Here is a 16679-nt window from a genome sequence, read left to right as displayed (position 1 = left end):
CCCCGAGACGACGCTGGCCCCGAGCTTCGACCCGCCCTCGGAGGTCCGCGAGGGAGAGGTCCGCGAGCAGCGCGCGTTCATGGAAGGCGCCAGCCTGCTCATGGTCGACTCCGCGCCGTCGGGCGCGACCGTGTCTGTGAACGGTCGAACGGAAGGCACCACGCCGCTGTCGGTGACGCTGGAGTGCGTGACAGACACGCCAGTTACGGTGAAGCTCACGCGCCGAGGCTTCAGCTCCCTGGAACACACGCTCTCATGCCGTCAAGACACCATGACCCAGCTCTTCGGAAGGCTGCGCAAGGGGAAGAGCGGCTCGAAGCCGTGAGCACCGCGTCCCACAACACCGTGCTCGTCGTGGACGACGACGCCGACATCCGGGAGGCCGTCCAGGACATCCTGTCCTTCGAAGGCTACGCCGTGGCCCAGGCCGCCAACGGCCAGGAGGCCCTGACGCTGCTGTCCGGGCCCCACGCGCTGCGGCCGTGTCTCATCCTGCTGGACCTGATGATGCCCGTCATGGACGGCGAGGAGTTCGTCGGCCGGCTTCAGCAGGAGCAGCGCCTGGCGGAGCTGCCCATCATCCTCGTCACGGCGAGCGGCCGCGCCCAGCTCCCCGGTGTCCGCGCCATCCTCAAGAAGCCCTTCGACATGGACGTGCTGCTGAGCGCGGTGGGCGAGCACCGCCACTGACGGACGCCCCCCTTCAGGAGCGCCGCGCGCCCGTCAACATCGCGGCCACCTGCGGGTCCAACTGGAAGGACTCGAAGAAGCGGTCCGCGTCCTGCGGCGGCTTGCCCTCCGGGTGCAGCAGCAGCTGCTGGTAGAGCCGGGGCCCCACCAGGAAGAAGCGCCCGCGCAGGTGGCGCGGGCCGGACACGCCCTCCACCTCCCAGCCCGGGAAGCCGCTCAGCACCAGCGGCCGCGCGGACAGCCCGGTGGCGCCCAGCGCCTCCAGCGCCCCGTGGCTGGCCCGGGCCACCACGTCACGCGGATCCGCCTGGGACACCGCGGCCGCGGGGAAGTCCGTGTAGGAGACGTAGTAGGCGGTATCCACCTCCGGCCGCACGGCGATGAAGGTGTGGAGTGTCACCGCGCCGACATCCGTCTCCTGCGAACGGCGCTCCTCGCTCACCGGCCCGGGAATCGCGACGGAGAAGCCCCCCTCGGTGGACTGGACGACAGGCTCGGCGGCCCGCGGCGCTTCGGGCTTCGCGGCGGCGGTCGGCGCCTGCTGGCGGGAGGCACACGCCCCCAGCCCTCCCAGGGCCAGGAGGGCGGCGAGCGGCGCGGCGCGGCGCGAAATCTTCATAAGGTCAGGCGACTCCTGAAGGTTGGACCCCGAAGGTACGTCGGGCCTCGCGTGAACGCATCCGCCGTCTCCACGCGGACGCGCGCCATGCGACGCTTCACGCCCACCTGGGGGCGGCCCTCAGTGCAGGGTGTCCTGGGGGGGCGTCGGCCCCGCGCCCTCTTCGGCATGCCGGGCGGCCTCGGCGGCCACGGCCAGCCGCACACAGAAGACGGAGCCATGGCCGGGCTGGCTCACCACGTCGATGCTGCCCCCGTGCCCCTCGACGATGCGCCGGGCCACCGACAGGCCCAGGCCCACGCCCGGGGCGCGCTGACGGGCGTTGCCGGCGCGCTGGAAGGGCGCGAAGAGCAGGCGCCGCTCCTCCTCGGAGATGCCGATGCCCTGGTCCGTCACGCACAGGACAGCCGTGTCCTGCTCGCGGCGCACGGCCACCTCCACGGTGCTGCCCGCCGGCGAGTACTTCAGCGCGTTGCTGATGAGGTTGTGGAGCACCTGCTCCAGCCGGGCCGGGTCTGCCCGAACCGGCACGGGCACGTCCGGCAAGCTGAGCCGGAGGCCATGGCCGGTGTCGCCGGAGCGGTAGAGCTCCACCACCTCGCGGGCCAGCTCACGCGCGTCCCGCACCTCCGGGCGCAGCTCCAGCCTGCCGGCTTCGATGCGGGTGGCGTCGAGCAGGTCGCCCACCATGCGGTCCAGCCGCTCCACCTGCCGCCCCACCAGGGCCAGGGTGCGGTCCATGCGCTCGGGCGTGAGCTGGGCGCGGCCGCGGTCCGACAGGGCCGTGGACAACTTGAGGGCGGACAGCGGATTGCGCAGCTCGTGCGCCACGCCCGCGAGGAACGCGAGCTGCTGCTCCTGCTGGTGGGCCAGGCTGTTGGCCATCTCGTTGAAGGTGCGAGCCATGTCCCGCAGCTCGGTGGGCCCGGCCTCCGGCGCCCGGGTGCGCTTGCTGCCCGCGCCGAAGCGGCGCATGGCCTGGCTGATGTCCCGCAGCGGCTGGAGCGCCACGCGCCGCAGCAGCACGCTCACGACGAGCACGCCGAGCAGCAGCGAGCCGCAGAGCACCACGCCCACGAAGTCCGCGATGGTGTTCCACCGCTCCGACGCAGAGCGAGCCTCGCGCGCGCGCTCCACGTTGAGGGAGATGACCTGCTCCAGGCCATTCAACGCGGCGTCCAGCGCCGGGCCCGCCTCCCGCTCCGCGCGCTCCAGGTCCCGCTGGGCGGAGAAGTAGGCATCCACGTCCTCGCGGACCGCGTCGAGCCGCTCGCGCTCCGCCGCCGTCGAGGCGATGCGCCGCAGCTCCCCAATCTGCCGGTACAGTGAGGCCTCCAGCTCGAACCGCGGCAGCCCGTCCGGACCGCGCGGCACCCGGGCAGGCCCTTCCCGGACCATCCGGTCGTGCGCCAGCAGGCCCACCTCCAACTCCTCGGACACCCGGATGCCCTCCACGGCGACCCCCAACGTCGCGGCCGAGCGGTCGAGCACGCTCGTCAAGACGATGAGCAGGGTGGCGACCGCCAACGTCATCAACGTCAGCACGCCCATGGTGGCGGCGAGCCAGGAGCGCAGGCTCATGGCGCCACCCCGGGCGGGACGAGGGCCATCTGGGACACCGGGCAGACCCGAAGAGACCTTCACGTGCGCTCCTCACGGGGTTCCCAGGCACGAAGGCCGCCCCCATTCCTGAGAGAAGCAACACGGCCAGGGCCCACGGGATTCGCGGACCCCGAAAGCGGACGTCACCGGAGGGCGCCAGCCGTGCTAGGGAGGAGCGATACGCGGTCGGCGAGCCCCCTGGCCGACGAGCGAGAGGCCTCCATGGACATCATCTCCCAGCCGGTACGCACCCTGAAATTCGATGGCTTCTGGCGCTGGCTCCAGGAGCACACGCACTGCATCCTGCGGTGCGGCTCCGTGGACGCCATGCTGTATGACCACGACGACTTCCACTGGGCCCTCCTGGAAGAGGAGCGCCAGCACATCGTGCAGGTCCTCAAGGGCAAGGTGCTGGTGGGCGAGCTGGTCATCCCCGGCCGCGAGGTGACGGAGGTGAATGTCGCCCCCGACCCGGACACGGGCGCCCAGGGCCACTTCCTGGTCGAGCTCATGGGCGGGCCGAAGGAAGACCCGCAGGCGCTCTACCACTTCATCATGGCGCACGGCATCGACCCGGCGCCGGGACACAAGGACCTCAAGCACTGAGGACGGTGCGCTCGATGAGCGTCACCGCGTCGTCCGTCCCGCTGACGTAGGGCCGCTCGCTCCGAGCCGGGCCGGCACGGGCGAGCCCGGCGGCACGAGCCACCAGCGCCTCCACGGAGCCCGCCCGCTCCTCGGGGCGCAGCCGCAGGGCCTGTCTGTCGTAGAGCCGGGGCCGCGCGAGCGCCACGAAGGGCGTTCCGGTGGCGCGGGCCTCCTGCACGGTGTTGTACCCGCCCGCGCCGACGAGCACGTCCACGCCGGGGAGCACCGCCAGCGCGGGCCACGTGGACCTGCGCAGGGCCAGGCCCTCCGCCAGGGAAGCCTCCGCCCGTCTCCCCTGCCTCGCGCGCGGCGCGGACGCTGGCGCATCCATCGCCGCTCCAGGCGGCACCAGCCACCGGACCACGGCGTCGGGCCCCAGCGTCGCCTCCAGCCGAGCGGCGATGTGCCCCGCCTCGCCCACTTCCTCGGGGGTGCCACAACCCATCACCGCCACCAGGGCGCGCGTGTCCTCCGCGGGCACGCCCAGCCGCGCGCGGGCCTTGTCACGGGGCAGCAGCTCGCTGGCGCGCAGGAGCAGCCAGGGCGCGGTCCTCACGGCGCGAGGATGGTTGGCGAAGGGCGCGGCCTCACCGGGGACGAGCAGCAGGTCGAACGCGTCCACCGCCCGCGCCAGGCCGTACTGCTTCACGTACGTGGGATTCACGTCGCGGTGAATCAGCACCTTGCGCGCGCGCACGGATGGCAGCAGCGGCGCCAGCTCGCCCCCGAGCCCCCGGGGGAAGGTGTCCACGACGAACAGGTCCGGGCGCACGTCCTCCAGGCACTGCGCCACCACTTCGCCCACGGCCTCGCGCCCCAGCGCGGGGTTGAGCCGGAACACCTCGACACCGGTGCCCAGCACGTCCTCCAGCGGGAGCCCGCTCGCGAACGGGCTGTTGGTGAGCAGGACGACGGCGTGCCCTCGGCGAGAGGCCGCGCGCGCCAGCGCGGAGACACGGGTGAGGTGCCCCATGCCGCCTCCCAGCGCATAGACGAGCCAGCGGCCAGCCATCAGCTCCCGCCCATGTCCTCCTCGAAGGAGGCGTCGTCCTCGTGGCGGAGGCTCTCGCCGTCAGCCTCGGTGAAGTCGTTGGCGTCGTGGGCCCTGCCGCGCCCCGACGTGGCGGCGGCGCCGTAGTACCCGTAGTCGTCGTAGTAGTAGCTCGGGTGGTCCTCGTCCACGCCGCCCTCGTCGCCGGTGTGGTCCTCGTGCTGCCGCGCGCACGTCGCGCAGAGCATCTCCGCGCCCACCGGCATCACGTGCTGCTCACACAGGGGCATCGCGCACCGCATGCACGTCATGGCCGCGGCGCTCCCACAGCCATGGGAGAACAGGAAGCCCACGTTCGCCTGGCAGAGCAATCCACTCATGGCTGGGCAGGCTCCGGGGACGGCGGCGCCTGGAGGTGGAAGAGCAGCGCCATGCGCAGCGGCGGCTCCAGCGCCTCGAAGGCGAGACACGCGGCGGCCTCCGCCGCCAGCAGCGACTTGGTGGAGAGTAACGTGCGCCCCTTCGCATCACGCAGGGACACCTTGCCCTCACGCACCTTCACGCGGGCCACGTCCGCGCCAGCGCCGTCCTGGATGCGGGCGCCGTCGTCCTCCGGCCACACGGAGTACAGGAGCGTGCCCTTCAGGTCATTGAGGCGCCAGCCCGCCCCCTGCCGCGCGAGCGTGAACAGCACCTGCCGCTGCTCGCCGTCCCGCACGGTGAGCGCCCCGCCCGCGGAGCCGACGACATACCCCAGCGCCACGTCATCCGGACCGGAGACCTTCAGCGCCGCGCCCTTCCACTTGTAGCGCGCCAGCTCGCGCTCCTCGCCATCCACCAGCTTGGCGCCGTCACCCTTCGGCTTGAGGGAGAAGCGCTCGCGGCCGGCGTCATCCTTGAACTTGAGCTTGCTCTCGAGGCCCTTCACGTCCGCGGCGGCGACGGGGGCCGCCTGAGCGCGAACGGCTTGCGGCGCCTCGGCGTCACCGGACTTGGAGCACCCGGCGGCGCCCGTGAGCGCGACCAGGGAACAACAGAGAAGGAACCGGCCCATACCCATCATCACGAAGCCTTCGCCTGCTGACGCAGGTGTCTGGAGTAGTTGAGGACCTGGTAGAGGCTCAGCAACATCATCACCACCGTCTTCGGCGCATCCACCGCGCTCGACGGGATGGCGGGGCCGGCGTCCCAGTCACTTTCCACGAGGGTGCGCAGGGACATCCGGTCCTCGCCCAGCTGGAGCTTGTCGACGGCGACGCCGTCCGGCAGGCGCATGGCCCGGCGGGCCTCCGGCTCCAGCAACACCAGGTCCGGATGGCGCTCCGCCTTCACGCGCAGCTGGGCCTGGAGCAGCGCCCAGCTCTGTCTCCGGTGCTTCGTCTTGTACTTGCCGCTGCTGCTGCGCCGGGTGCGCGACCGCTTCTCGAGCCGCTGCACCATGGCGATGCGCAGGTGCGTGCCGTCCAGCAGCCGCGTCTGGAGGGTGAACCACGGGTCGGCGAAGTTCTCCGCATCCCAGCCACTGGGCGTGGTGTGCTTGCCCAGCAGCTTCCCCGGGCTGTCCACGGGCGTGAAGTCGAGCACCAGCTTCACGGGCGCGTCCGGGCCGATGTCACTGCGCAGCCGGTGGAGCACCTGGGAGGCCAGCGTGTATCGCCGGTTCTCCAGGTCCAGGCGCCGGAAGCGCAGGTACACGGTAAGGCAGCCCACGGTCCCCACGAGCAGCGCGAGTCCCGCCCACTGGGTGAGCTGCAGCGCGAGCGCGTCCTCGGGCCCCTCCTCCAGCGTCGTTCGAAAGATGAAGATGATGACAGCGGCGGCCAGGCACAACAGGGTCGACTGTCCCCAACTCCGCCGCGCTTGCTCCACCTCCACGTCCAGGACGCGCAGCCGCTCCAGGTCTTCCCTCAGTTCCCCGACGGGGCCGCTGCACCTGTAGACGCGTTCCTCTCGAAAGCGGTCGATGTTGAAAGCCACGATGAGTCGCGCCCCCTCGGCGGTACGAAAGAAGGGGAAGCGTAAGGGTCCGTGCCGTAGGGGTCAAACCCTCCTGTGATAGCAACGCGAGTGTGTCTCACGCTCCCGGCACCGGCATCGTCTACGCGTCGTTCGACCGCTTCCCTTCGCCCAAGGGCGCCGCGGTGCACATCCGGGCCTTCGTGGAGGCACTGGGCGCGGCCTTTGGCCAGGTCGACCTGGTCGCGCTCCGGGACAACCCCAGCGCGCCCACCGGGCCGCTCGCGTTGGCGGAGGGCGTGACGTACCACCCGCTGGAGTCACGCGGGAAGGACCTGGTGGCCCAGGCCCTGTCGTTCCGCTCGCACCTGTCGGCCTGGTGGCGCGGACGGCCGCGCGCCTCCGTCGTGCACGTGCGCTCCATCTTCGAAGGCTACCCCGTCGCCTGCCAGAAAGACGCGCTGACGGACGCGCTCGTCTTCGAGGTGAACGGCCTGCCCTCCATCGAGCTGAAGTATCACTACCCGGACGTGGCGGATGACGCGGAGCTCTTGCGCAAGCTGGTGGCGCAGGAGGACGTCTGCCTCTCGCGCGCGGACCTGGTGGTGACACCGAGCGCGGTGACGGCGGAGTACCTGGTGACGGCACGAGGCGTGGAGTCCTCGCGCGTGCGGGTGATTCCGAATGGCGCCGACCTGGAGGTGTTCCGGTACGCGCCGCCGCGCCCGCTGGAGCCCGGGCGCCCCGTGCGGCTGCTGTACAGCGGGACGATGACGTCCTGGCAGGGCGTGCACCACGCCATCGACGCCTGCCGACTGCTGCGGCGGGAGCTGCCCACGGTGCTGACGCTGGTGGGGCCGCTGCGCCGGCACACGCGGCGGGCGCTGATGGACCGGTGCGGTGACCTGCTGCTGGAGGGCGCCGTGGAGCTGCTGGAGCCCCTGCCCCAGGCGGAGCTGGCGGCGCTGCACCAGGCCTGCGACGTGGTGCTGGTGCCCCTGCCCTTCAACGACCGCAACTGCGTGCAGGGCTGCTGCCCGCTGAAGCTGCTGGAGGCCATGGCCACCGGGACGCCCGTGGTGGCCAGCAACCTGCCCGTGGTGAGCACGCTGGCCGCGCCGGATGAGGTGATGTTGATACGGCCGGGCTCGGCGAAGGCGATTGCTGAAGCGGTGAAGGCCCTGCGGGCGGACCCCACCCTGGGCCCCGCGATGAGCGCGAAGGCGCGGGCGCGAGTGGAGCGCGACTTTCCGTGGAGCCGCGCGGGCGAGGCCCTGGTGAGCGCTTACGAAGAGCGGCTGGGAATGGCACGAGCCAGCACGCGGCGGAGCACCTCCGCCTCCGCGTGAGCCTGAAAGCGCTCCTCGATGCGCTGACGGGCGGCGGCGCCCATCGCGGCGCGCTCTTCGAGCGGCAGGGAGAGCACGTCCAGGCACGCCTGCCCCAGGTGATTGAGAAGGGCCTTCGAGACGATGAAGCCATTGCGTCCGTCGTCCACGGCCTCGGGGATGCCGCCGGCGTCGCTGGCGATGACGGGCCGGGCGCAGGCCATGGCCTCCAGCAAGGCGTTGGGCATGCCCTCCCACAGCGACGGCTGGAGGTAGACGTCACACAGGCGCAGGTGCGCGGCGATGGCCTCCGGTGTGTCCAGCGGCCCGGAGATGAGGATGCGCGCGGCGTCCTCGGGATGCTCGGCGCGGAAGGCGACCAGGTGCTCGGCGTCGCGCGGCCGCACCTCGCCGATGACGAGCAGGCACGCGGGCCGGGCGCGGCGCACCGCGGTGAGCGCGGAGAGCAGGAAGGGCAGGCCCTTCTTGTGCCGAAGCTCGCCGGAGAAGCCGAGCACGGCCTCGTCGGGCGCGATGCCCAGCCGCGCCCGGAGCGCCGGGTCCGCGGGGCCGGGTGAGAAGATGCCGGTGTCGACGGCGTTGGGGATGACCTCCACCGTTTCGTCCCGCCCCAGCAGCATGCGCATCTTCCGGCCCAGGTCCGCGGAGGCCGCGGTGAGGACGCGGGCCCGCTGCAGCGTCCACAGCAGGCGCGCGAAGTCGCCCGGGGGGAACATGAGCTGGTCCACGTCGTTGCCCCGGGCGCTGACGGTGGAGGCAATGCCCACGGACTCGGCGAAGGCGACGGCGAGGAACCCGGGCGGAGACAGGTAATGCCCCCACACCAGGTCATAGCGATGCTTCGCGTGCAGGTAGCCGAGCACGTCGAGCGTGTGCTGCATGGACAGGTCCGTGCTGCCGAACAGCCCCAGCCGGTGGAGCATCACGCCTCGCGCGAAGGGTGAGACGCCCCCGGCGTCCTCCACCGTCTGGAGCGCGCCTGGCGCCGCCGTGCGCGTCCAGGCCAGCACGTCCACCCGGGCGCCCAGCTTCACCAGCGAGCCCGCGGTGCGCGCGCCACTGCGGGCCAGGCCGCCGATATCGGGAGGAAAGCGTTCAGCGATGAGGAGGACGCGCGGGCTGTCGGACATGGCCGCGCCACGCTACCTCCTTCACACGCCATCGCCACCCGCGACCTGGGCCTGGAGCCGGCCCAACATGCGCACCACCGTCTTGCGCGAGACGCCCATGAGCACCGCCACCTCACCCTGGGTGTGTCCCTCCACGAAGTGCAGCAAGGCCGCCGTGAGCACACGGGGCGGCTCGGAGCGGGACATCAGCATCAAGTCCCCCGCGGCATCCAGGCTCTCGGCGCTGCCACGCCCACCTCTCGGAATGCGCTGCGCCGCGGCCAGACACGCCCCCGTGAGACGCGCATGCCTTCGCGCCCGGGCCCGGCACCGGTCGAGCGCCTTGTGGGTCACCATGCGATAGAGCAATGTGAAGACAGAGGCCTCCCCCCGGTGCAGTCCGGGCTGGGACACCATGGCCAGGAACACCTCCTGCAACACGTCTTCCGCCTCCTGCTGACAGCCCAACAGGCGCCACGCGCGCTGTCGCAGCGCCTTCGCGTGGCGGCGATAAAGCATGGCAAGGCCTGCCCTGGCGGCACGCGAAAGACATTCCTGGCTCAAGGACACTCACCCAGACACCCGAAACGACGTGGCGCGCTTCCGTCATCCACACGACACACCCGCCGGGTGTGCATATTGTTAGTTGAAAAAGCCAATCTCAGCAAGCCGAGGCCCCTGCCGCCTTGCGTTGACGTTGTCCCAGAAATTCATGCTCGAACGACAAACCACCGCCTCCGGCTCCACACGCCTCACTCGCGCATGAACAGCCACAGGAAAGACCCATCCCGAGTGGACACTGACACCCCATCTGCCTGACGGAGCCTGACCAGACAGTCATTCAGTCCCGACGAGGCAGGACTTATGAATGACTTACAGGGAATCCCGACTTGAAAAGACAATCCCCCCCGTGTCCCCCGGAACGTCTCATCTGGCGAACGGCCCTTCTCATGCTGGCCCTCTGGGGCTGCGGCGGCCCGCCCGAAACAGCCACGGAGTCTGAAGAAGCACTGAGCACCTCGCGCCAGGGCCTTGCCTCGGTCCGCGTCACCCAGGACGTGGCGGCGGGCGCCTATCACAGCCTCTTCCTCAAGAAGAATGGCGAGGTCTGGAGTTGGGGCCAGAACACGGCCGGCCAATTGGGAACGGGCAGCGTCAGCACCACGCCGCAGTCCCAGCCCGCGCAGGTCATTGGCCTTCCCGCCATCCAGGCCATCGCGGCGGGTGTCGCCCACTCGCTGGCCCTGGATACGAACGGTGAGGTCTGGGCGTGGGGGCAGAACGCCGCCGGGCAGGTGGGACTTGGCAGCACGGGCGGCACGGTGCTGCTCCCGCAGAAGGTGGCCTCGCTCTCCGGGATTCAGGCCATCGCGGCCAATGGCAGCTACTCGCTCGCGCTCGGTGAGGATGGCGGCCTTTGGGCCTGGGGCCAGAACAGCTCCGGCCAGGTGGGGACGGGTGGCACCAGCGTGTCGGTCGACACGCCCACGAAGGTGCAGGGACTGCCGGCCATCCGCGCCATCGCGGCGGGCTTGAACCACGTCTTGGCGCTGGACACCGAGGGCGGCGTCTGGAGCTGGGGCGCGAACACCTCCGGCCAGACGGGGAAGGGCAGCACCAGCCCGAACGTGCTGAGCCCCACCCAGGTGGCTGGCGTGCCACGCGCTCGGGCGATCGCTGCGGGTGCGGGCCACTCTCTCGCGGTGGATGAGGCCTTCGGCAACGTCTGGGCCTGGGGCCAGAACAACTTCGGGCAGACGGGGATTGGCGCCACGAGCACCACACCCGTCCTGAACCCCACGGCGGTGGGAGGCATCTTCGCCGTCACGGACATCGCCGCCGGGCACTTCTTCTCCCTGGCCATCGTGGGTGACGGACATGTGGTGGCCTGGGGACACAACGTCTTCGGCCAGTTGGGCAACGGGAGCACGGCGGTCAGTGCCATCCCGGTGAGCGTGACGGGGCTCGCTGACGCCCGCGCCGTCGCGGCCGGTGCACAGCATGCGCTAGCCATTCGTCCGGGATGTCCGGTGTGGACCTGGGGCAACAACGGCCAGGGGCAGCTCGGCACGGGCAGCGTCTCCACCGTGGCCACGACGACGCCGCTGTCGAGCCTCCTCATCAACACGTTCTACTTCGATGGCGACATGGACGGCTTCGGAGATGAGTACATCGCCGAGCAGGCGTGCGAGCCGTCTCCCGGGTTCGTGGAGGAGCTCGACTGCGACGACTACACGATGACCACGTTCCCCGGCGCGCCCGAGCAGTGCAATGGCATGGATGACAACTGCGACGGGAACGTTGACGACGGGAACCCGAGCGGAGGAGACACCTGCGCCACCGGGCTGCTGGGCGTGTGCGCCACGGGCACCACGGCGTGCGTCGAAGGAATGGTGGCCTGCCAGCAGGACCAGACGGCCTCCGACGAGCTGTGCGATGCCTTGGACAACGACTGCGACGGCGAGGCCGACGAGGACAACCCCGAGGGGCTTCAGGAGTGCGCGACCGGGCAGCAGGGCATGTGCGGCGAGGGCGTGACGTACTGCACCCACGGCGCGATTGAGTGCGTCCAGAAGCAGGGCCCCGTAGCGGAGGTCTGCGATGGCCGCGACAACGACTGCAATGGAGAGTCGGACGAAGGCGTAACGCTCCAGACGTGGTACCGGGACACGGACGGTGATGGCTTCGGCGACGCGAGCCAGCCCGTGCAGGGCTGTGTGCAGCCGGCGGGCTACGTGACCAGCGCGAGCGACTGCCACGACGGCAACGCCGCCATCAAGCCTGGCGCGGCGGAAGCGTGTGATGGGCTGGACAACGACTGCAACGGCTCCATTGACGAAGGCGTGCTGAGCACATGGTACCGCGACGCGGACGGCGATGGCTTCGGCAACAGCGCACAGCCGACGCAGGCCTGCGCCCAGCCCGAGGGACACGTCGCGAACGCCAACGACTGCGATGATGCCGCGGCCAACGTCCGCCCCGGAGCCTCGGAGGTCTGCGACAGTGTGGACAACAACTGCAACGGCGCCGTCGACGAAGGGCTGAACTTCCAGACGTGGTATCGCGACGCGGACGGCGACGGGTACGGCGCGCCGACTCAGTCCACGCAGGCCTGTTCAAAGCCCGGTGGCTACGTGGCCAATGCCAGCGACTGCGACGACACAAGCGCCAGCAACCGCCCCGGTGCCTCGGAGGTCTGTGACAGCGCGGACAACAACTGCAACGGCTCCGTCGACGAAGGCGTGGGTTCCACCTGGTACCGCGACGCGGATGGCGATGGATACGGGAATCCGAGCCAGTCCACCCAGGTGTGCTCAAAGCCCGCTGGCTATGCAGCGAACGCCACCGACTGCAATGACGCCACCTCGGGCGCCCGGCCTGGAGGCACGGAGTCCTGCGACGGTGTGGACAACAACTGCAACGGTTCCATCGACGAAGGCGTGGGCTCCACCTGGTACCGCGACGCGGATGGTGACGGATACGGGAACGCGAGCCAGTCCACCCAGGCGTGTTCGAAGCCCAGCGGCTACGTGTCGAACGCCAGCGACTGCAACGACTCCAGCGCGAACAGCCGCCCCGGCGCCTCCGAGGTCTGCGATGGTGTGGACAACAACTGTAATGGCTCCGTCGACGAGGGCGTGGGCTCCACCTGGTACCGCGATGCCGACGGTGACGGGTATGGAAATTTGGGGCAATCCACCCGGGCGTGCTCGAAGCCCAGCGGCTACGTGTCCAACGCCAGCGACTGCAACGACTCCAGCGCCAGCATTCGCCCGGGTGCATCGGAGGTCTGCGACGGCGTGGACAACAACTGCAACGGCACTATCGATGATGGTGTGGGCTCCACCTGGTACCGCGACGCGGATGGCGACGGATACGGCAACCAGAGCCAGTCGAAACGGTCGTGCTCGAAACCAAGTGGCTACGTGTCAAATGCCTCCGACTGCGCCGACGCCAACGCATCCAGGAACCCTGGCGAGTCGGAAGAATGTCACGACGAAATTGACAACAACTGCAATGGTTCCATTGATGAAGGCTGTCCACCGGTGCTCTGTCCCGAGTGGTTTACGTCGGGCACCAGGCAATTCAGCCAATCCTCTGAACAGTCGATAGACTGTGACCCCCCGATTATTTATTAAGAGAGCCCAAAGTGGCCTTCGCCCAGTCGAAGGCCACCTCCCCCGCCTCACTGCCCAAAGCCGCCCAGCGCAGTCCGGCTGAAGCTCGCGGCACCCTGACTCACTCGCGCGGCGGACTGGCTGAACACCTGGAACGCCGCGCGAATCTCCTGGGCGCTCTGCCCCGGCGTGAGGATCCACTTGTCGTCGATGCCCATCTCGCGGAACACGCGCCGGAAGTCCGTGCTCCCATCGCTGATGCCCATCGCCGCGACGATGTGATTCTCCGCGCGCTTCAGGTCATTCACCAGCGCCGCCACGTCCTTGGCCTTCGCTGACGTCGAGTGCTGGTCCGAGCCATCCGTAATCAACAGCGTCACCGTCCGCACCGGCACGCCGTTGGCGCTGAACTCCTGCGCCTTCGCCAGCACCGTGCCCAGCAGCACCACCGACTGGTCATACAGCGGCGTGCCGTGGTCCGCCCGGTAGTTCTTGGCGTGCATCCGCACCACGTCCTCCACCGGCCGGTACGGGTTCAGCACGAACCCGTTGAGGTAGCGCGTGTGGAAGAGGACGCCGTCCTTCTGCTTGCTCGCCAGCAGCGCGTCCAGCACCAGGTTGTGCCCGTCACACACCGTCTTCGTGTGCCCGGAGTAGTCGATGCTCCCCGAGTCATCCGGCATCACTGTCACCAGCACCACCTCGCTGGACTGCACGTCCTCCACGCAGACGCCGAGCCCCGCCTGAATCTGCGCGCCCAGATCCACCACCGTCAGCGCCTGCAGCCCCGCCGGGCTCAGTACGCCCTCCGCGTGGGCGTCATCGAAGAGTTGCCGGATGCCACTGCCATTCGCCTTGCTGCTCATGTCCCGTGCTCCTTCTCCCTCTCCCGAGGGCAGAGCTCCGCCCGTCCCGCGCTGGCGAGCACAGGCGAAGCGATTGCTGTGTGTCTTCACGCCCCGCGAGGCTCAGGCGATGCGCAGGTCCGGCCAGCTCGCCAGCGGGTCCGTGGACTTCACCAGGTGCATGCCCGCGTCCGCGAAGCGCTTCAGCGACGCCTCCGCCTGTGGGGTGAAGTCCGCCGCGAAGCCGCCCTTGCCGTCCGGCACCGTCACCGCCGACATGCAGTCCGTCAGCAGGTACACCTTGCGAGCCAGCGCCGCGTCCTGCGCGACAATCTCCCCGAGCAGGTCATCGATGGAGCTCTTCACGCAGTGGCTCGCCGCCTGCCCGGCAATCACCACCGCGTCCGCGGTGAGCAGCGTCTTGAGGAACTGTGTATTCCGCTGCGCCAGCGGCTGGCCGTCATGCCGCCCCAGCACCTCCGGGCGCAGCACCGAGTAGTTCTCCGTCAGCGGGTTGCCCCCCTTCACCTCCGCCCACGACTGCATGCCACGCACGAAGGAGTGGAACAGCCGCGCCTCCTGCACCACCCCCGCCAGCGCGTGTCCGTCGCTCCCCAGCAGGCAGTGCGGCGGCCACAGGTACAGCGTGTACTTGCCCGCCCGCTCCAATTCCTCGCAGTAGTACTTCACCTGCTTGAGCAGCCAGGGGTAGTTGCCGCCGCACAGCCACTTCGCCATTGCGGGGTTGGGCCGCGCCTGCCCGCGCTCGAGCTGCTCGCGCGTCACCTCGCGGTACGGCGTCAGCGGCTGGTCGTCCTGGTCCACCCAGAAGGACGGGAAGAAAATCTGGTACGCGAAGTGGGTGTCGAGCGTCGCCGTCACGTTCGTCAACGCGCCCAGGTTGCGGTAGATGAACTCCGCGATGCGACGGCTGTCGTCCACCGCGCCGCGTCCGCTGCGTCCCGCCACGTAGAGCGAGCCCTCCGGGAAGCAGAAGTCCTTCTGCACGTCGATGAGCAGCAGGTGCAGGTTGAACGCGTCCGTCGCCGCCATGGAGACGTCGTTCGCCGCGCGCCAGCCCTGGGCCTCCACCTGGAGCTTTCCCGCGTCAGGGCTGTACCCGAACTGACCGGCATGGGCCGCGTCGTAGAACCTCGGAAGCGGAAGCGCCTTCACTTGCGTCTTCATCGTCCTACCTCCTGTGAGGCGTGGAGGCACCCGCTCCACGCGGTTGTGAGAAGTCCCTTCAGTTCATTCGCAGCACGGTGATGTCCTGCCGTCCCACCACCGCCAGCCCCTGCCGCACGAGGAAGAGCGAGCAGCCCGCGTCCACGAAGGGCTCGGCATCCGGGAACTCGCGCACCGCCTCCAGGCGGCCCTGACGGAGCTCCACACGGGTGAGCCCCGTATCGGTGGCGCAGAACAGCGCGTCGCCCGCAGCGCACCGTCCACGCGGCGCGTTGCCCAGCCACGAGCCGTCACCGGCCTCCGCCACCGCGCTCGCACGCACGGCGCCGTCGTGGCCCACCACCACGCAGTGATGCAGCGTGCGCCCACCGGCCTCCTCCACCAGAGACAGCCACGCGGAGGGCCCATCGAAGACACAGTCCACGTCCACGAGCTTTCCCGTGGGCCAGGGCAGCGACAGGCCATCCTTCAAGCCCAGGCGCTCCGCGTCGAAGACGAAGGCGCCGCGCAGGCCGCCCGCGCGATGGAAGCCCAACCCGAAGCGTGGCCCCACGAAGAGCCGCGTCTGTCCTTCGAGCACCGCGCCCACCTGCTCCGGTCCATACGCGCCGTCCCGCCACAGCCCGCCGCCCACGGCCCAGTACCGGTGCCGCGCGTTGGTGGCGAAGGCGGAATGGCCCTCCGGCGCATCCACGCCCATGCGGTCCGGGGGCCGGCCGGGCGCCAGCACCGCCACCTCACCGCCCCGGCCCACCAGCGTCACGTCCCCTTGCAAGGCCCAGCGCAGCGACGGGTCCAGCGCCCCGCGCAACACGACGCGTCCGTCCTCGCGCCGGTACGCGCCCTCCGCGTGGTAGAGCCAGCGAAGGACGCCCGCCTCGTTGCTCGCGTGTACCAGCACGCCTCGCGTGGAGAACAACCGCGTCGCCGTCACCTGGCCCCGGACCGACGTCACTGGCGTGGCGACCGCGGTGGCGTGAGGTTGACACGTCGGACAGGCCGCGCGCGCGTGCTCCACGCCGCACGACGCGCAGGCGGTGAAGCGCAGCCCCTCCAGCAGCGGCTGCGGAAATTCGCCGCGAAGGTCCTCCACGAAGACGCGGTGCAGGTGGTGCAGCACGTCGTCCGGCAAGGTCGCCAGCGGCAGCGCGGGCTTCGGGTACTGCACTTCCGGATGGAACACGGTGATGCGCTGGAGCACCCGGCCCGCGGAGGTCGTCCGCGCCGCCGCGCTCCTGGGCTTGTAGACGCCGCCGTGAGGTCCCACGCACAGCAGCGACTGCATCACCGCGACGGCATAGGCATACCCATCACTCTCAATGGACGCGGGCCGGCTGGGAGTCAGCCCTTGCGTGACCGTGCTCCCGAGCCGCAGCGGGTCGAGGAAGCGCTCCGTGAACACCGGACAGAGGAACCCGCCGAACTGGAAGCTGTCCGCGTCGATGAGGTACGCCTCCGACGCCCCCGCCACGAGCACGTTGAGGTCGTTGAAGTCCCCCACCACCACGCCCGACGCATGCACCGCGCCGAGCGTCCGATGCAGCTCGCGCAGCACCTCCACCAC

The 16679-nt window shown here is 70.1% G+C and carries 16 protein-coding genes; 5 read left to right on the top strand and 11 right to left on the bottom strand.

Features of this window, described 5'->3' with window-relative positions; genetic code table 11:
• Together G4D87_RS17560 and G4D87_RS17555 are read left to right on the top strand one after the other, a co-directional pair.
• Window positions 1–325, top strand: a 325-nt coding sequence (locus G4D87_RS17560) for a PEGA domain-containing protein (RefSeq protein WP_163783220.1), incomplete at its 5' end; no start/stop codon positions are given.
• Window positions 322–690, top strand: coding sequence for a response regulator (locus G4D87_RS17555; protein ID WP_163783219.1), 369 nt, complete (start codon window positions 322–324; stop codon window positions 688–690). The genes G4D87_RS17560 and G4D87_RS17555, both read left to right, overlap by 4 nt.
• A gap of 13 nt (window positions 691–703) precedes the next feature.
• Here G4D87_RS17555 and G4D87_RS17550 read toward each other — a convergent pair whose 3' ends face one another.
• Both G4D87_RS17550 and G4D87_RS17545 read right to left on the bottom strand, forming a co-directional pair.
• The gene (locus G4D87_RS17550; protein ID WP_163783218.1) at window positions 704–1309 is read right to left on the bottom strand and encodes a hypothetical protein; all 606 of its coding nucleotides are present in this window, start codon (window positions 1307–1309) and stop codon (window positions 704–706) included.
• A gap of 120 nt (window positions 1310–1429) precedes the next feature.
• Window positions 1430–2890, bottom strand: a complete 1461-nt coding sequence (locus G4D87_RS17545; protein WP_163783217.1) for a HAMP domain-containing sensor histidine kinase — start codon at window positions 2888–2890, stop codon at window positions 1430–1432.
• A gap of 243 nt (window positions 2891–3133) precedes the next feature.
• On the opposite strand from G4D87_RS17545, the gene G4D87_RS17540 reads away from it, so the two are divergent.
• Entirely contained in the window at window positions 3134–3517 is a 384-nt protein-coding gene (locus G4D87_RS17540; RefSeq protein ID WP_163783216.1) for a serine/threonine protein kinase, read from the top strand.
• Here G4D87_RS17540 and G4D87_RS17535 read toward each other — a convergent pair.
• Genes G4D87_RS17535 through G4D87_RS17520 form a run of 4 tightly spaced genes read right to left on the bottom strand, consistent with a single transcriptional unit; the run spans window position 3507 to window position 6527 of the window.
• Window positions 3507–4571, bottom strand: a complete 1065-nt coding sequence (locus tag G4D87_RS17535; protein WP_163783215.1) for a hypothetical protein — start codon at window positions 4569–4571, stop codon at window positions 3507–3509. The two genes, G4D87_RS17540 and G4D87_RS17535, sit on opposite strands and share 11 nt — an antisense overlap.
• Window positions 4571–4930, bottom strand: coding sequence for a hypothetical protein (locus G4D87_RS17530; protein WP_163783214.1), 360 nt, complete (start codon window positions 4928–4930; stop codon window positions 4571–4573). Before G4D87_RS17530 ends, G4D87_RS17535 begins: the two co-directional genes overlap by 1 nt.
• Complete coding sequence (locus G4D87_RS17525) at window positions 4927–5616, bottom strand: hypothetical protein (protein ID WP_163783213.1); 690 nt, start codon at window positions 5614–5616, stop codon at window positions 4927–4929. Before G4D87_RS17525 ends, G4D87_RS17530 begins: the two co-directional genes overlap by 4 nt.
• Window positions 5613–6527 carry a hypothetical protein gene (locus G4D87_RS17520; protein ID WP_240358356.1) on the bottom strand — a complete coding sequence of 305 codons (915 nt, stop codon included), beginning with the start codon at window positions 6525–6527 and terminating at the stop codon, window positions 5613–5615. The genes G4D87_RS17525 and G4D87_RS17520 overlap by 4 nt, the downstream gene beginning before the upstream one ends.
• A 92-nt stretch (window positions 6528–6619) precedes the next feature.
• Between G4D87_RS17520 and G4D87_RS17515 the strand changes: the two genes are divergently transcribed.
• Window positions 6620–7855, top strand: a complete 1236-nt coding sequence (locus G4D87_RS17515) for a glycosyltransferase family 4 protein (RefSeq protein WP_163783212.1) — start codon at window positions 6620–6622, stop codon at window positions 7853–7855.
• On the opposite strand, the gene G4D87_RS17510 is transcribed toward G4D87_RS17515, so the two are convergent.
• Both G4D87_RS17510 and G4D87_RS17505 read right to left on the bottom strand, forming a co-directional pair.
• Window positions 7792–8985, bottom strand: coding sequence for a glycosyltransferase (locus G4D87_RS17510; protein WP_163783211.1), 1194 nt, complete (start codon window positions 8983–8985; stop codon window positions 7792–7794). The genes G4D87_RS17515 and G4D87_RS17510 overlap by 64 nt on opposite strands.
• A gap of 21 nt (window positions 8986–9006) precedes the next feature.
• Window positions 9007–9483 carry an RNA polymerase sigma factor gene (locus G4D87_RS17505; protein WP_163783210.1) on the bottom strand — a complete coding sequence of 159 codons (477 nt, stop codon included), beginning with the start codon at window positions 9481–9483 and terminating at the stop codon, window positions 9007–9009.
• 431 nt (window positions 9484–9914) lie between these two features.
• On the opposite strand from G4D87_RS17505, the gene G4D87_RS17500 reads away from it, so the two are divergent.
• A complete protein-coding gene (locus G4D87_RS17500) occupies window positions 9915–13103 on the top strand; it encodes an RCC1 domain-containing protein (RefSeq protein ID WP_163783209.1) in 3189 nt (1062 codons plus the stop codon).
• 47 nt (window positions 13104–13150) lie between these two features.
• Here G4D87_RS17500 and G4D87_RS17495 read toward each other — a convergent pair whose 3' ends face one another.
• From G4D87_RS17495 to G4D87_RS17485, 3 genes are all read right to left on the bottom strand, one after another.
• Window positions 13151–13948, bottom strand: coding sequence for a hypothetical protein (locus G4D87_RS17495; RefSeq protein ID WP_176412645.1), 798 nt, complete (start codon window positions 13946–13948; stop codon window positions 13151–13153).
• Between the two features lie 102 nt (window positions 13949–14050).
• A complete protein-coding gene (locus G4D87_RS17490) occupies window positions 14051–15115 on the bottom strand; it encodes a cysteine hydrolase family protein (RefSeq protein ID WP_163783207.1) in 1065 nt (354 codons plus the stop codon).
• A gap of 58 nt (window positions 15116–15173) precedes the next feature.
• On the bottom strand, window positions 15174–16679 hold a 1506-nt coding region (locus tag G4D87_RS17485), incomplete at its 5' end, for a hypothetical protein (protein ID WP_163783206.1).

Origin of the sequence: Myxococcus vastator (genome assembly GCF_010894475.1) — a bacterium.
GTDB classification, from domain to species: domain Bacteria; phylum Myxococcota; class Myxococcia; order Myxococcales; family Myxococcaceae; genus Myxococcus; species Myxococcus vastator.
This window is presented reverse-complemented; position numbering and strand designations above follow the sequence as displayed.

Coding starts and splice junctions, on each gene's coding strand:
- G4D87_RS17530 (WP_163783214.1), bottom strand. CDS start 4,930: ATGAGTGGATTGCTCTGCCAGGCGAACGTGGGCTTCCTGTTCTCCCAT.
- G4D87_RS17540 (WP_163783216.1), top strand. CDS start 3,134: ATGGACATCATCTCCCAGCCGGTACGCACCCTGAAATTCGATGGCTTC.
- G4D87_RS17495 (WP_176412645.1), bottom strand. CDS start 13,948: ATGAGCAGCAAGGCGAATGGCAGTGGCATCCGGCAACTCTTCGATGAC.
- G4D87_RS17490 (WP_163783207.1), bottom strand. CDS start 15,115: ATGAAGACGCAAGTGAAGGCGCTTCCGCTTCCGAGGTTCTACGACGCG.
- G4D87_RS17535 (WP_163783215.1), bottom strand. CDS start 4,571: ATGGCTGGCCGCTGGCTCGTCTATGCGCTGGGAGGCGGCATGGGGCAC.
- G4D87_RS17510 (WP_163783211.1), bottom strand. CDS start 8,985: ATGTCCGACAGCCCGCGCGTCCTCCTCATCGCTGAACGCTTTCCTCCC.
- G4D87_RS17500 (WP_163783209.1), top strand. CDS start 9,915: ATGCTGGCCCTCTGGGGCTGCGGCGGCCCGCCCGAAACAGCCACGGAG.
- G4D87_RS17545 (WP_163783217.1), bottom strand. CDS start 2,890: ATGAGCCTGCGCTCCTGGCTCGCCGCCACCATGGGCGTGCTGACGTTG.
- G4D87_RS17550 (WP_163783218.1), bottom strand. CDS start 1,309: ATGAAGATTTCGCGCCGCGCCGCGCCGCTCGCCGCCCTCCTGGCCCTG.
- G4D87_RS17505 (WP_163783210.1), bottom strand. CDS start 9,483: ATGCTTTATCGCCGCCACGCGAAGGCGCTGCGACAGCGCGCGTGGCGC.